At 41.7% G+C, this 16,345-nt stretch carries 13 protein-coding genes; 12 read left to right on the forward strand and 1 reads right to left on the reverse strand.

The features are described from left to right. The first annotated feature begins 87 nt into the window (after positions 1–87). From GKZ87_10580 to GKZ87_10605, 6 genes are all read left to right on the forward strand, one after another. Positions 88–1,878 carry a DNA mismatch repair protein gene (locus GKZ87_10580; GenBank protein ID QSI25890.1) on the forward strand — a complete coding sequence of 597 codons (1,791 nt, stop codon included), beginning with the start codon at positions 88–90 and terminating at the stop codon, positions 1,876–1,878. Beyond that, positions 1,875–4,055 carry a DNA topoisomerase III gene (gene topB / locus GKZ87_10585; GenBank protein QSI25891.1) on the forward strand — a complete coding sequence of 727 codons (2,181 nt, stop codon included), beginning with the start codon at positions 1,875–1,877 and terminating at the stop codon, positions 4,053–4,055. Before GKZ87_10580 ends, topB begins: the two co-directional genes overlap by 4 nt. A gap of 4 nt (positions 4,056–4,059) precedes the next feature. Continuing rightward, the gene (locus tag GKZ87_10590) at positions 4,060–4,488 is read left to right on the forward strand and encodes a VOC family protein (protein QSI25892.1); all 429 of its coding nucleotides are present in this window, start codon (positions 4,060–4,062) and stop codon (positions 4,486–4,488) included. A gap of 425 nt (positions 4,489–4,913) precedes the next feature. Further along, a complete protein-coding gene (locus tag GKZ87_10595; protein QSI25893.1) occupies positions 4,914–5,528 on the forward strand; it encodes a TetR family transcriptional regulator in 615 nt (204 codons plus the stop codon). Next, positions 5,525–6,991 carry a hypothetical protein gene (locus tag GKZ87_10600; GenBank protein ID QSI25894.1) on the forward strand — a complete coding sequence of 489 codons (1,467 nt, stop codon included), beginning with the start codon at positions 5,525–5,527 and terminating at the stop codon, positions 6,989–6,991. The genes GKZ87_10595 and GKZ87_10600 overlap by 4 nt, the downstream gene beginning before the upstream one ends. Positions 6,992–7,743: 752 nt before the next feature. Next, entirely contained in the window at positions 7,744–9,924 is a 2,181-nt protein-coding gene (locus tag GKZ87_10605; GenBank protein QSI25895.1) for a hypothetical protein, read from the forward strand. 224 nt (positions 9,925–10,148) lie between these two features. On the opposite strand, the gene GKZ87_10610 is transcribed toward GKZ87_10605, so the two are convergent. Then, entirely contained in the window at positions 10,149–11,102 is a 954-nt protein-coding gene (locus GKZ87_10610) for a tRNA 2-thiocytidine(32) synthetase TtcA (GenBank protein ID QSI25896.1), read from the reverse strand. Positions 11,103–11,212: 110 nt separating this feature from the next. Here GKZ87_10610 and truB point away from each other — a divergent pair, with 110 nt between their 5' ends. The 6 genes from truB to GKZ87_10640 all read left to right on the forward strand — a co-directional run bounded on the left by truB (position 11,213) and on the right by GKZ87_10640 (position 16,307). Next, a complete protein-coding gene (truB, locus tag GKZ87_10615; GenBank protein QSI25897.1) occupies positions 11,213–12,043 on the forward strand; it encodes a tRNA pseudouridine(55) synthase TruB in 831 nt (276 codons plus the stop codon). A gap of 8 nt (positions 12,044–12,051) precedes the next feature. Continuing rightward, complete coding sequence (locus GKZ87_10620) at positions 12,052–12,996, forward strand: bifunctional riboflavin kinase/FAD synthetase (protein QSI25898.1); 945 nt, start codon at positions 12,052–12,054, stop codon at positions 12,994–12,996. Further along, entirely contained in the window at positions 12,987–14,363 is a 1,377-nt protein-coding gene (locus tag GKZ87_10625; GenBank protein ID QSI25899.1) for a RelA/spoT family protein, read from the forward strand. Before GKZ87_10620 ends, GKZ87_10625 begins: the two co-directional genes overlap by 10 nt. A 61-nt stretch (positions 14,364–14,424) precedes the next feature. Continuing rightward, positions 14,425–14,991, forward strand: coding sequence for a stage III sporulation protein AH (locus GKZ87_10630; protein QSI25900.1), 567 nt, complete (start codon positions 14,425–14,427; stop codon positions 14,989–14,991). 39 nt (positions 14,992–15,030) lie between these two features. Next, positions 15,031–15,360, forward strand: a complete 330-nt coding sequence (locus tag GKZ87_10635; GenBank protein ID QSI25901.1) for an Asp23/Gls24 family envelope stress response protein — start codon at positions 15,031–15,033, stop codon at positions 15,358–15,360. A gap of 50 nt (positions 15,361–15,410) precedes the next feature. Next, entirely contained in the window at positions 15,411–16,307 is an 897-nt protein-coding gene (locus tag GKZ87_10640; protein QSI25902.1) for a 5'-nucleotidase, read from the forward strand. Positions 16,308–16,345: the final 38 nt, after the last annotated feature.

Here is a 16,345-nt window from a genome sequence, read left to right on the forward strand (position 1 = left end):
AAAGAGTTTTCATCTGGGAAATATTGTTTCTCACATAAGAATCACGAAAAGGTGTGATATAATAGACTCCATGTTAGGAGGGAAGATATGGAGATACGAGTTATACAGAAAAAAATTGATGAACAAAAGAAACAGATTGCAGCCGGGAAAAAGCGTTCCTCCGCTTATGCTATGCAACGTGGAGCTCTGATACTGCTTGCACTGTTTTCCTTGTTTCGCGGATATTATTATGAACAGCTTTTCTATATTGTTTGTCTGCTGTCATTTTCATTGTTCTTGTATGTTGCAGCCAGGCACAGAGCTCTCAAGCAGCAGCTTGAGGATGATGAGGTGATGGCAGAGGTTCTAAAGGACATCATACAGCGGAAAAAAAGCGGGTGGAAGAGCTTTGCGGATACCGGCTCGGAATTTTTAAAGGATGATAAGACACAGGCATATGATTTGGATCTTTTGGGTGATGCCAGTCTGTATCAGTATCTGTGCGTCGCAAAGACAGCGTTTGGAAGACAGCATTTAGCTGAACTGCTCACTCCCATGCAACAAAAGCAAACAGCTATGAAAGAACGGAATGCTGCTGTACAGGAATGCAGCAGACAGACGGATTTCACCAATTCGTTAACACAACTGCTGAAGCTGTATGAGCGCCATGGACAGCGAAAAAAACGCTCTTCTATGGAGGATATACTTACCTATATGGAAGAGGATGAAAAGGGCTATTCCCATGGGGTAAGACTGGGATGCCTGCTGTTATCGGCAGCTACTGTTTTATCCCTGCTACTTTTTCTTTCTAATATTATCAATTATGCATCTGTACTGATTCTGGCTATGCTTTCGTTGTGTCTGAGTCTGCTGTTTTTTATGAAGCATGCACAGGCGCTGTCCAGGGTGCAACCGCTGGCTCATTTAGCTGCGGATTATGAGCGTATTTTTCGCCTGATTGAGGAAACCACCTTCCAAAGCGAAGCCCTGTGCCGGATTCGTTATGATGTACAGGATGCCCGTTTGGCGATTTCTAAGCTGAAAACGATACTGACGATGGTACAGCTCAGATCGAACAGTATTCTGTTTTTTGTCGTAAATGCATTTGCATTGCTTGATTTTCAATGTGTGATCGCTTTGCAAAGCTGGAAGCAAACCTATGGGAAAGCCTTACGGACATGGCTGTCGGATATCGGTGAGCTGGAGGCATATGCTTCTTTGGCACAGCTGACGCTGGCAAAGGAAATCACCAGTCCACCGGACTATATGACAGGCTCTCCGTATATAAAGGCGGAAAACATCATGCATCCGCTGCTGGAGGAGGGAAGTGCTGTAGCTAATTCCATCACCCTCAAAAATGGCACCTACATCATAACCGGCTCAAATATGTCCGGTAAGACAACATTTTTAAGGACCATCGGTATCAATCTGGTACTGATGCATGCCGGTGCCAGTGTATGTGCAGCATCCTTTGCGGCAGCCAGCATGAGCCTGTTTACCTCCATGCGAGTACATGATAATGTAAGTGAGGGAATCTCCACGTTTTATGCAGAAATTTTGCGGATACAGAAAATGAATGAAGCCAGTAAGGAACGCATTCCCATGCTGGTTCTGATCGATGAGATTTTCAAGGGAACCAATAGTGCAGACCGTATCTATTGTGCCACTAGTGCTATTCACCATCTTCACCAGCCATGGATCATCACGATGATCTCAACTCATGATTTTGAGCTTTGCGAGCTGTGTGATGACCCGCGGATATATGCACAGAATTATCACTTCTCGGAATATTATGAGAATGATAAAATATGCTTTGATTATCGGTTGAAAGAGGGTAAGTGTACAACAACGAATGCCAGAGAGCTGATGCGGCTGGCAGGATTTAAGGAGGAAGTATGAGTAAGACATTTGTTCTGGCTGAAAAGCCAAGTGTAGGCAGAGAGCTTGGCAGAGTATTGGGCTGTCCAATCAAAAAGGATGGCTATATGGAAGGAAAGCAGTATGTCGTATCATGGGCACTGGGTCATCTGGTGGAGCTGGCAGACCCGCAGGATTATGACAAGCGCTTAGAAACCTGGGATATGCAGGATTTACCAATGCTTCCGGAAAAGATGAACCTAAAGGTGATTGGACAGACTGCCCGTCAGTATAAGCTGGTTAAGAGTCTATTAAATCGCTCGGATATCCGGGATATCGTAATCGCCACCGATGCCGGACGGGAGGGGGAGCTGGTTGCCCGCTGGATCATAGAAAAGGCGAATATTCACAAGCCGATGAAGCGGCTGTGGATTTCTTCACAGACAGATAAGGCAATCAAAGACGGCTTTGCTCACCTAAAGGATGCAAAGGAATACGAGCCGCTGTACCGCAGTGCTGTATGTCGGGCAGAAGCTGACTGGCTGGTGGGGCTGAATACGACCAGAGCGCTGACCTGTAAATTTAATGCCCAGCTGTCTGCAGGACGCGTGCAGACTCCAACGCTTGCAATGATTGTGGACAGAGAAGAAGAAATTCGCAAATTCATACCAAAGGAATATTTTACCCTGCGTGTGGACACGGGCTATTTCACACTGGATTACCGCAAAAACAGCAATGCGTCCATACCGGAGCGGAAACAGGCAGAGGAGCTTGCAAGGCGGTTAAAGCAGAAGCAGCTCACGATCAAAGAGGTAGAGCGAAAGCTGCAGAAGGAACAGCCGCCGCAGCTTTATGACCTTACCGAGCTGCAAAGGGATGCGAATAAGCGCTTTGGATTCAGTGCAAAGGAAACACTGAACTATATGCAGAATTTGTACGAAACACACAAGCTGCTGACCTATCCGCGAACCGATTCTCGTTATCTGAGCCAGGATATCGTAGCAACTCTGAAGGAACGGCTTCAGGCTATAAGCATAGATGTATATGAGCCATACGCCAGAGAACTGCTGCAAAACGGCTATAAGGTAAGCCGGCGTTTTGTTGACGATACGAAGGTTTCCGACCACCATGCCATCATTCCAACAGAGGAATATGTGGAGCTTCAGCGGCTGAGCCCGAATGAAAAGAAAATATATGATCTGGTTGTACGCCGTTTTCTGGCAGTATTATCAAAGCCGAGCGAGTATGAAAAAACAAAAATTTATGCCGTATTTGAAAACATGGATTTCTATGCAAGCGGAAAGGTTATGAAAACAGATGGTTGGCGTGCCCTATATCAGAAAAACGAGCGCTTTGATGATGAGGATGAGGTCGAGGATGATCAAAAGCTGCCGGCACTTTCAAAAGGACAGACGTATCCGGTAAAGGATGTCCGTATCACATCACACTTTACGAAGGCACCTGCACGCTATACAGAAGCAACCCTGCTGTCAGCGATGGAGCATCCATCCAAATTCATTCAGAATAATCGGATGAAAGCTGTTTTGGAGGATGCAAACGGAATCGGCACAGTGGCAACGCGGGCAGATATCATTGAAAAGCTGTTTAAAACCAATTATATTGAAAAACGTGGAAATTCCATTTATCCGTTAAGCAAGGGCATTCAGCTTGTATCCCTTGTACCAGAGGAGCTGCGCTCACCGCTGCTTACAGCGAAGTGGGAAGAAAAGCTCACCGCCATCAGCAAGGGAACCTTAAAGGATCGTGAATTTAAGAAGGAAATGCGCAGATATGCGAGTGACCTTGTTGAGAAGGTAAAGAACAGTGAAGCAAACTACCGCCATGACAATATGACACAGAAGAAATGTCCGGAGTGTGGAAGCAATTTGCTGGAAATCAACGGGAAGCGCGGAAAATTACTGGCCTGCAGCAATCCTGCCTGTAAATACAAGCAAAATCTCTCCTTCATCAGCAATGCCCGCTGTCCAAACTGCCATAAGAAAATGAATGTGGTTGGGGAGAAGGAAAAGCGCCTGTACACCTGTGTATGCGGCTTCCGTGAGAAATTTGACCGTTATAATGAAAAGCTGAAGGAAAAGCGCAATGTAGCCGGTAAGCAGGAGCTGCGTGATTTCAACAAAAAGCAGGAGGCGGAGAAGAAGCAGGAAAAGAGTGCGTTCCAGCTTGCATGGGAAGCCGCGCAAAAAGCGAAGGAGTGAGCCAATGAAGCAAACCATCGTTCATATTGCACTTGTCGTAAAAGATTATGATGAGGCTATTGCATTCTATACAGAAAAGCTGCATTTCACGCTCATCGAGGATACCTATCAGCCTTTGCAGGATAAGCGCTGGGTCGTTGTATCGCCTCCAGGAAGCAATGGTACAACCATTCTGCTTGCTAAAGCATCAAAACAGCGCCAGGAGGCATTTATCGGTAATCAGGCAGGGGGTCGTGTTTTCCTGTTTTTGGGTACGGATGATTTCTGGAGGGATTATGAAGATATGAAGAACAATGGCATAACCTTTATCCGTGAACCAAAGAATGCAGATTATGGTACTGTTGCTGTCTTCGAAGATTTATATGGTAATCTGTGGGATCTGGTGCAGTTTACAGACGATCATCCCATGATGGCACGCGTTTGTTCTTCGTGAGGCATAGTTTCATATTCAAGAAGATACTGTGCAGTGTTCATTATATATATGTGTAAAAAAGTGTGAATAGAAGAAAGCTACAGATAAGGCTATGGAGAATACCGCTCCATGGCTTTTTTATTGTTGATATACAAAAAATCAAAAACTAATCATCTTTTTATATGTCAGTATGGCTTGGTTGTAGTCTTTCCTGACTTTTCTTATACGGTTAATACTTTGCATTTCTCCTCGTATAAATACATATATAATTGCTTTTAATAGTAGCAAACAGAGTGATATAGTTTATGCTATTAGGCTTGTTATTTCATTTTTTACACCATCACTAGAGGTATGAGCAATAGCGTCATTTTCTTGTAGTATTGACATAACTAATTAAATTAGTTAAAATACTAATATAATTAGTTAAAGGCTAAAGGGTGATAAATATGACAAAAGGAAATATCGATAAAGAATCAATAATAAACAAAGCGGTTGAATTAGTGAATAGCGTAGGAATCGATAAAGTTACATTGAAAATGCTTGCAGAAAATTTAGGGATAAAATCACCATCGTTATATAATCACATAGATGGAGTTGATGATTTAAAAATGCAGTTAATGATGTATGGATGGAAACAAGCGGAAGAACGTATTACGCAGGCTGTAATAGGATTAAGTGGGTTTGATGCAATTAGAGCTATGTGTTATGCCTTTTATGACTATGTAATAGAAAATCCGGGTGTATTCAATGTGATGTTATGGTATAACAAATTTGAAAGTGGAGAAATGGAAAAAGCTACTGCTCAACTTCTCACAATTATTTTTAAAATAACGAATTCTTTAAATATTCCAGAAGACTATTGTTTTCATCTGATAAGGACATTCAGAAGCTTTTTAGAAGGTTATTTTCTTTTAGTGAACAATGGTTCATTTGGACATTCTTTGCCACTATCTGATAGTTTTGAAATTTCGATAGAAATTCTAATTGCAGGAATACAATCATTGATGCCTGAATGGAACAAAGTCGATAGTATTAGGACTACAGAAGGTGCTTCACAATGAAAAATAAAAGCTCTATAGTCTTCATAATATTTAGTTTTTTAATCTATGTAATGTCTAATGGAGAATGGAATATTCCAATTTTCGCATGGCTTTATCCAATTTTGTTTCTATGTATGATCAACTCTAATAATACTCGAAAAGTATATATTATAATTATCTCTATTTATGCGATTGGTTTTATTATTCAATTTGGAAGAGCCATTGGAATGGATATAAAAATATGTATAGTGGTAGCTGTTATGCTGTCTTTCTTGAAAGTTTTACCATATATCTATTGGAAGAAATCAAAAATGAAATTTCAAGATACAATTATATTTGCAAGTATGATGGTTTCAATAGAGTATATCATATATTTAATATATCCTATTTTAGGTGGTTTGTCTGATGCTTATACGCAATTCAAAAATCCGTATTTGCTGCAGATCGTAACAGTAACTGGAGTGTATGGAATTACCTTTTTGATGTATTGGACGGCAGTAATGATCATATGGGTTTGGAACAATAAAAGCAAACTGGAATATATCAAAAAATATATTACTATATACAGTTCTGTAATTGGATTCGTATTTGTTTATGGTGTTGTTATGTTTCACTTTGTAGGAGATTCAGATAAAAGTGTTCGTATTTCTGGCGTGACAGTTCCAGTTTCAAATCTACTTAATAATGATAAGGATGTATATGCTACATTTTATACAGATACATTCACTGATGAAAATATCACTAATACAAGAAATAAACTGGCATCACTAGTTGAGAAACTTTTCATAAAAACGAAGCAGGAAGCACAAGCAGGAGCAAAGATTGTTTTTTGGTCTGAACTAAATGGAGCAGTTTTAAAACAAGATGAAGGTGTATTACTACAAAAAGCATCAGATGTAGCAAAAGAAGAAAAAATTTATCTGATTGTTTCATTATTGGTTAAAGTACCTTATGAGGATTTAAAAGAAAATAAAACAATAGCATTCAATCCTCAAGGGGAACAAATATCTGAGTATTTTAAACATGGACGTTCTATTGGAGAATTGTGTCAAAAAGGCGATGGAAGGTTGAAAAGTTTTGATACAGAATACGGAAGAATTGCACCATTCATATGTTCTGATATGGCTGTTTCTTCTAAGATACAGCAAGCAGGTAAACATAATGTAGATATATTGATTGTTCCAGCTTCGGATTGGAAAGAAATGACATTGATAGCTACAAAGACAGCAATAGTACGTGGTGTTGAAAATGGAAGTAATATAATCAGACATACAAATAAAGGAATTTCGATTGCATCAGATTTTAAGGGAAATGTACTTGCATACACCAATTACTTTCAGTCTGATACAAAGACATTATCTGCACAGGTTATGATGAAGGGGCGTTTTACTCTTTATTCGTATATTGGAAACCTGTTTGTATATCTGTGTAACATTTATTTGTTAGGAAAATTCATAATCCCCAAGATTAAACGATTGTTATGAGCATTACGAATAAGAGAAGCAATAATCTTACTGATTATAAGGCTTCTCTTTTTTTGGCATTGTTGTATAAAGGCTGATTCGAAAGTGCTAAATTAGCGGTTCAATCAATGCTTTATTGCTTAATTATTGTTGATATGTCCAATACTTTTGCAGAGTATCAGTGTTTGGTTTTTATTTTATGCAGAATAGCGGGTGATTACATGTCTGCAAGTAGGAGAAAGTGTACAGCTTTAGTTTTTCCATTATTTAAAATAGTGATTTTGCGTTGAAATCGTATTTTTATGTAAATCATAAATTTTATATATAAGATTTGCCTGTATTTTTACAATAGTAGCGTCAGCGGACGGACCGCGATTGTGTAGCTTATAGAAGAAATGATACACTCATTGTGACAGGTGGATGCCTTTATCATGTGCAGGAAATACAGATTTTAAAAAAAGCATTATTCCTAATACAAAGGTGTCATTATCCCATTATATGATGAATCATCGTGGTCCGTGTAAAAATGTATACGATATTAGATAGCTTATTTTTGTGAAAATATGCTGTCTTTTTTTTGTGCTTTTCTTACATTTTAGAGGGATTTGTCTTTTTTTTACTATATACATAATCGTATACATATATAGATTCTATTCTTATAAAGCATAGTTGGAAAGAAGGTAATAAAAGCGTCAGATTAACACGATAACCATATTACTGATTCTAGTATGGATATAATCAACAGCTTACCATATGAAAGGAGATAGGTGTAAATGAGAAAACCAAAATTCATGAAAGTGATAGGTCTAGCTTTAATCTTCATGGTTGTTCTTTCACAAATGCCAGAAAATGGAATACGCGCTCTGGCATCCAATCCGATTACGTTAGGGAGACAACACTTACAGGAGGGGACGAACAGTTATTTCGGTGGAACAGTAACTTATGAACCGGAAAACAACACCATTATTTTAGAAAATGTAAAAGTAGATGATGGAGGACATGGGCTTTATATTCCTTCTGTTATTACCGGAATCAATAATGACGGGCCGGTTAGAATTTATCTGAAGGGTGAAAATTATTTTGGTACAGAAGACAAGCCTCTAGGTAAGACTAAGAGTGGTATATATGCCAGCCGGCCGATTGAGGTGTATGGGGATATTGATGCAAAACTGATCTGTTATATAAATAGAGGTGGAAATGGGATATATGCAGCTTATGATGTAGAGAATGTGTCAATAAATGGCGGTACCTATGTTTTCCATGATACTGCAAAGAATACTACCGATGGTTTTAATGTGAGCGGCGGTCTTGTAAAAATCGAAAACGCCAATATTACCCTTGCTTCTACAAATACAACTATCTGGGGAGGACTTGGTATTACGATAAAAAATTCTTCCGTAGCTGCTGTATCTGAACAGAGTAATGCAATATTTACAAATAATAAGCTGATGATTTCCGATAACTCGGATGTTACTGCATCCAGCTTCAATCCCGCATTGTTCAGTGAAAGCGATATGACAATTTCCAATAGTAAGGTATATGCGACATCGAGTAACGATCTCGGAATTTGGTCAAGGGATACACTCTCTATCGAAGGAAAATCCGATGTCATTTGTAAAGGAACTGGTGGATGTCTGGGTGCTATATCTTCAGCTTCCATTACACCTGTGACTGGTGAACGTGTAGAGGTCTATACCGGAGTGGATGAAGATATTGCAACAGCAATGGAGGGTTCGCCCTTTTCACAGAAAACAAATTTGGCAGGCATAAAAACGAATCCTTATTTTCACAGCTATTCACATACGCATACCGCAGTAGGCACATGGTCTAAGGATGATGCCACACACTGGCATGGCTGTACAGCAAATGACGGTAAAAGGCTGGACGAAGCAGCACATACGGCAAGTAATTGGATCATTGACAGAGAAGCTACCATTACAGCAGTTGGGAAAAAGCACAAGGAATGCACTATTTGCGGTCAGATTATGGAAACTGCGGATATCCCGATGCTGCATATACATATTCCATCCGATGTCTGGTCTAAGAACGATACCGTACACTGGCATAATTGTACGGCAGACGACAATGAAAAGCTGGATCAAGCGGCACATATAGCAAGTGAGTGGATTCTGGATAAAGAAGCTACCATCTCAACTTCCGGAAGCAAGCATAAAGAATGCATTATCTGCGGATATGTGATGCAAACGGAAATTATTCCAATGATGAAAGCTGAAGAAGCTGGAAGTATTGAAAAGAAAATAAAAAGGGAAAACAATGCTCCCGGTGTACAAATACCTATGTCCAATCAGGAATTGACAAATGCTGTACTTACGCAGGAAGAAATAAGGTCTATCGAACATGGAATTGACATTACGATACTTCTAACGGTTACGGATGCTGCGGATAGTATAAGTGCAAAAGATAAGACAATTATGGAGAAGGCATTGGATCACTATTCCATCGGACAATACCTAGATATCAGTCTGCTAAAGATCATTGATGGGGAACAGAGCAGGCTGACAAAAACATCAGGAAGCATAAAAATCACGATTGATATACCGGACAGCTTGAAAAACAAAGATAATACAGGGAACAGGGAGTTTGTCATTCTTCGGATGCATGATGGGTTAGCAGTGATTCTAAATGACCTGGATACGGATGCAAATACCATTACGATTGAAACAGATCGTTTTTCCAATTATGCGATTGCATATCGTGATATACCTGCTGAGGGGGACCTCATTGCAAATACGACAACCAATACCAATACAAACAACAATAAAAATGTTGATAAAACACAGAAATATTTACCAAAAAACAAGCAAAAGCAGCAGCAATTACCTGCTACCGGTGATGATACGATGCGTATGAGCTGGTTGACAGCTTCTCTTATAACTGGAATGCTTGCAATTTTGCTGTTATCATATCTAAAGCGTAAAAGAACTGATAAATGATTGTAGACAGGTAGAAAACAAATTGTTTTCTTTCAGGTATTCATAAGTTGCTTATCTAATATAGTCATAGAAAAAAACGTCTGAGGGCGTTTTTTTTACATAAAAATATTGAGGGCTGGAGAATACTTTATATCACTTTTCCTTGTATAATTAAGTATGCAGGTCATTATCGATCCAAATGTTTATGCAATGTAAAACAAAAAAACGCCATGTGACGTTTCTTGTTATGCTTTCATTGTACCTGAATATGCAAGAAAGATTTCTTCTATCGGAGTGCCTTCCATGATACGATTGCTTTCTTCCTCACTGATTTTCAGATGGCGGCGCTGATTGGGATGCTCCTGCGCCGAATAGATAATAAAATATGCAGCTCCATGCCTTGCTAGCTGCAGACTTCCTTCCTCCTTCAGAAGAACAGACATGGATTTCGCCTTTTCCGCCTTATGATCGCCCTCCCGGTGCCACAGCTCTACCTGATCTTCATTGTACAGCATGTGAATGAAATTCTTTTGCGCCATCGGATATTTGTTATAGAAATCCTGCAGCATATCCTTCATCGCCTGTCGTTCCGTATAGCCGTCATTCGGGCACGTGCTTTTTACAAACGGTATGTTATTTCTGGTGAGTGCAGATAATATTTCACTCTCATAGGAATACACCAGCGGACGGATAAAGGTTGTATCCGTTCTTGACATGTACATCTTTGGTAAAAAGGTTGCCAGCTTCCCGCCGTGAATTGCATTCATCAACAGAGTTTCCACAGCATCATCGCTATGGTGTCCGAACGCAACCTTTGTACAGCTGAGCTTTTTTGCGGCATCGATCACCGTGGCCTTTTTAAACTTGGAGCACAGGCTGCATTTGATCCTGCCTTCCTTGTCGGGATTGCGCTTTAAAATCTCATACACCTTGGAATCAAACTGATGAAATGTAATGCCCTGTTCCTTGCAAAAGGCTTCCACCTCAGAAAAATCCATATTTGGAAAACCGAGCTTGATATGGATTCCAACTACCTCAAAGTTGCGGTCCGCAAATTTTGAATACATATGCAGCGCTGTCAGAAGCACCATGCTGTCCTTACCGCCGCTCACGCCTACTGCAATGCGGTCACCGTCTTCGATGAGATGATAATCCTGGTCAGCCTTTCGTATGTCACCTAATATCGTATGTAGTTCCATTTTTTCACATCCTTTAAAAACTGTTTCATTATACCATGCTTTTTTTCACTTTCACATATTCCTCTCATGATTTGTGAAAAATATATGATATAATTAGTGACGGTGATAAGATGGACGGTATTTTACTAATCAATAAGGAACAAAATATGACTTCTCATGATGTCGTAGCTCGTCTGAGAAGAATATTACATACAAAGAAAATCGGACACAGCGGAACACTGGATCCGAATGCAACCGGTGTCCTGATGGTACTGATTGGCAGGGCATGCAAGGCATTGCCCTTTCTGGAGGATACAGATAAGGAGTATGTTGCGACGCTGCAGCTTGGAATGCGAACCATCAGTGATGATATATGGACACCGCCGCTCGCCCAGGCACCCATTCAGCCGATTACGGATTTTGCGGCTGTGCTAGATACCTTTCGCGGGGTACAGGAACAAGTGCCGCCGATGATTTCCAGTGTTCGTGTAAATGGAAAAAAGCTATATGAATATGCAAGAGAGGGGAAAGAGGTGGAGCGTCCTGTGCGTAAGGTCACAATTTATGACATTGAAGCACTGGATGTGGAGAAGCTGAAATTCAGAGTAAGCTGCAGCTCGGGAACCTATGTACGTTCTCTGTGTCATGATATTGCCAAGAAAACCGGTAATCTGGGATGTATGTCCTCTCTGGTACGGACAAAGGTCGGGCGGTTCTCTCTGGAGCAGTGCGTTACTCTGCAGGAGGTCGAGGAAGGATGCTTTCAGCTGCATTCTCTGCGGGAGGTGCTTTCTCATTATGAATGTGTGGAGTATGAACAGCCTGCGGATATTTATAACGGAAAGCGGATTCGGCTGTCCTGTGAGGCGGATGCTATCGCGGTTACGCACAACGGAGAAATTGTGGCCATTTATCAGCGTGAGGAAGCGGATGTATTTCATTGCGTCCGCGGATTATGGTAGGTGAAAATATGAAGGAAATACATATAAGCCTGAAGCAGACTCCTGTGGTAGAGGAACCGCTGACAGCCTGTATCGGATATTTTGACGGTCTGCATCTGGGACATCAGAAGCTGATTGAAGAGGTGAAGCAGGTAGCGGAAAAGCGCAATACGCGAAGTGCTTTGATTACCTTTGAACCCGATCCCTGGTGTGTGATCAAGGGGCTGCGGGAAATTGCCCACATTACGCCGATGAAGCAGCGGATGCGGATTGCAGAAGCGATGGGCATAGAATACTGGATCATCCTTGACTTTTCCAAGGAAATGGCGGATTTGACGCCACAGGACTTTCATGAGCGGGTGCTGAAGCCTTTGCATCTGGATACGCTGGTATGCGGATATGATTTCCATTATGGAAGAAAAGGGGAAGGGGATGCCCGGCAGCTGCAAAGTCAGCAGGATTTTGAGGTGCATATTATTGAAGAGGTCAGCAGTGAGCATAAAAAAATCAGCTCCACCCGCATTGAGGAGCTGATTAAAGAAGGCAGCATGGAAAAGGCTGCGCGTTTTATGGGGCGCTGGTATGACATGGAGGGAAGTGTCAAGGGAGGCAGCCGCGTAGGGAGAAAGCATGGCTTTCCAACGGCTAATCTGCACCTTTATGAATTGTATGTCATGCCAAAAAAGGGTGTCTATGTGGGGGCTGTCAAGGTGCAGGGGACATGGCACAAGGCGATGATCAACGTCGGCAACAATCCAACCTACAATTACCAGGAACAGCTTTCCATTGAAGCGCATCTGCTGGACTTTGACCGGGATATCTACGATGAGCCGGTTACCTTCCGCTTTTTGTCCTATATTCGGGAAGAACAGAAATTCCACGATGCGGATGCATTGCATGAACAACTGAAAAAAGACCTGGCAGCGACACATTCCTACTTTATGGAGGGAAAGGAGTCAGCCCTATGCGATTAAAGGTATTTGACACAATAGATGAAGCGCTATCCCTGCTGGATGAAAACAATGCATTTTACCATGAGATTGAGCGTGAAATCGAGCAGTATCTGACGGTAGTATTCAAGGAATCCAGTGAGATGATCGTGGATATCAACTCCCGTGTGAAATCCAGGGAAAGCCTGCGTGAAAAAATCATACGCAACCGCTTCTATGTGGAAAATGACAGTGCACAGGGGATTCTGGATAATCTAAGCGATCTGATCGGCTTTATTATTGAATGCCGGTTTATCGAGGATGAATATAATGTGCTTAACAAAATACGGGAAACACTGAATGTCCGCAATGCGGAGGATGGCTTTTACTATAATGAAATCAATCCGAACTTTTTTCTGGACTGTGCCTCACGGCAGCCGCAGATTCAAAAAAACGGCTTTGCTATCTATCGTATAGACGGCTATTACCGCAAGGGAGATCAAAAGGTCAATGTCGAGCTGCAAATCAAGGCACTGGTACATTCCTTTTGGGGAGAAATTGAGCATAAGCTTGTATATAAAAATACAAACTATTATGTTTATGATGATTTCATGAAGGATCTGCTTGCCAGTATTAAGGCCAATCTGACGATTACCGACCGGCAGCTGAATATTATTTACAATCAGATGCAGGAAACCTCGCTGAGTGATTCCAGCATTACGGAAACCAGCTTTGAAAAGCAGATATCCAAGGCAATCAACGACCTGTTTGCGTTGAAAATGAATGAATCCATCGGGTTTACCATGAACCTGAAGAGTGTTTCTACCATTCTGGGACATTATATTTTCATTAAGGATATCCGCTTTGACGGTGGCAACAACGACCGTATTTCCACACTGTTTCGCACCTTTAAGAAGCTGAACTCTATACAGATGGATTTTGAAAATGAAATAGAAATGGAACAGGATTTCTATTCCAAGGATGTTTTTGTCCATATTCTGGGAAATCATCTGATATCCGTATTGAACCGTGATTATGACTGGTTTGTTTTCTTCAAGATGCTGTTTGCCATTGAACCGGGGAACAACATGGAGGATTTCTGTCTGTTTTTGAATGTTATCAAAAACTATCTGGTGGATAACTACTGGCTGAATACCAGCTTTGTGCGGCTGCCGATGGATCAAAGTGATCTTCTGCATGAGGAATGTGCTCGTATTCTGGCAAACTCATTGTGTGAAATCGGTACGATTGATATCATTCATGATGATAAAATGGTTGCCATTAACAAAGCCTTTGTCCGCTTTATCGAGGAGCTGGAGAATCGTGTGATTTCCTATTCGGATTTCATGCAGTACCAAAGCGCCTATTACGAGGACTGGATGCAGCGCATGAACAATATATTTCAAAAGTAAAAAAACTGGTATAAGAGGTGTCCTTCCTGCATAGGGTGTAATAGCAAGGAGGGCACTTTTTATGAATAAACAAGCACTTGCATTTCTGACCATGTTCTCTCTGATTCTGATGCTGTCCGTCTATTATGTGACACTGCCGGCGGATTCTACCAGTGTCATGGAGGAGCAGTCCACACAGACGAAGGAGGAGGCCAAACAGGAAACAGCGACTTCCACACCGTCAGAGAATGAAAAGCAGGATCAGAGCAAGACAGAGGAAGCACAGGAACAGAAGAAGGATACATCAGAATCAGCAGATAGCAGCAAGCTGCAGGACAGTATCAATCAGAAAAAGGAAGAGGAAATCAATCGCAATTCCAGCGTTGTTGCGGATACCAAAAGCGATGATGCCGCGAAGAAGGAGGCACTGGCTGCCATTGACGAGCTGAAGGATGAAAAAGCCCTGCAGAAAAGTGTTGCGGATATCCTGAAAAAGGAGGGCTATCAGACGGCGGTGGAAATCAGTGAGAATACCTGTATTATCACGGTATTTGAACAGAAGGATGATAAAAATGCTGCGAAAACCATTATGCAGAAGGCACAGGAGGCCACAAATCATAAATATTTGATGGAAGTTACTTTCAAATAGGATTTCTTTTTGGTATAATAAACCTAGAAGGTGATGAAAATGGCTCAGGAATATATTGCATTAAAGGAACGAAACAATGCTGGTGTGATTGCATTAAGCAAATCAGCATTTCAGACGATTGCGAAAATCGTTGTCGAAGAGGATGAAAACATCGCGTTGGCAGAGAGTGCTGCGCCGTTTAAATATCCGATCAGCTGCAAAATCGTAAACGATCAGCTGATTTTGTCCATCGACATAAAAGTAAAGTACAGCGTAAACGTAAATGAAGAATCAAGCAAAGTACAGAGTAAGATCTTTGAAAATATTGAACATATGACCGGGTATACACCGGATATCATCGATATCCATGTCGTTGGCTTTATCTTTTAAAGAAATCCTTACGGATTTCTTTTTTTCATGAACAGAAAGGATGTGAGCATATGGCGGTAAGTCTTGAAAACTGCCTGGTGATCGGGATATCGAGCCGGGCACTGTTTGATCTGGACGATGAAAATTACATATATGAAACAAAAGGGCTGCAGGCATACAGTGATTACCAGCTTGCACATGAAAACGAAATATTGAAGCCGGGCAGCGGGTTTGCGCTGGTAAAGGCGCTATTAAAGCTTAATGAGCTTTCAGATCAGCGTCGTGTGGAGGTATTGATTATGTCACGCAACAGTGCAGATACCTCCTTACGAATCTTTTCTTCCATCGAGCATTATGGTCTGGATATCACACGGGCGGTATTGAGTGGGGGAGGCTCCCTAACCGGGTATCTGGAGGCATTTGGCGTGGATTTGTTTCTCAGTGCGCATGAGGATGATGTGCGCTCTGCCCTGCAGGCAGGCTTTGCGGCCGGGCGCATTTATACCAATGCGATTGCGGACTATGACCCGCTGCAGGAAATTGAACAGATTCGCATTGCCTTTGACGGGGATGCCGTGCTGTTTTCCGATGCCAGTGAACAGATTTATCAAAGGGATGGTCTGGAGGCATTTGCCCAGCATGAGAAAAGCTGTGCCAGACAGGCGCTGCCGGAGGGGCCGTTTGCGCATTTTCTGAAAACGATAGCTACGCTGCAGAAGGAGTTTGCGGACTGTTCTCCGATTCGCACAGCCCTGGTGACTGCCCGCAATGCACCGGCACATGAACGGGTGATCCGTACGCTGAGAGCATGGGATATCCGAATTGATGAGGCCTTCTTTCTGGGAGGCATTACAAAGAAGGATGTATTAAAAGCATTTGGTGCGCATATCTTCTTCGATGATCAAACAAGCCATACCAGCCCTGCCAGCAGTGTGGTGCCGAGTGCGCAGGTTGTGTATGGTAAATAATTCGTGAAAAAATTAGCAGAAGCAAAGACTGCCAACCG

This window comes from Erysipelotrichaceae bacterium 66202529 (genome assembly GCA_017161075.1).
GTDB lineage: Bacteria > Bacillota_I > Bacilli_A > Erysipelotrichales > Erysipelotrichaceae > Clostridium_AQ.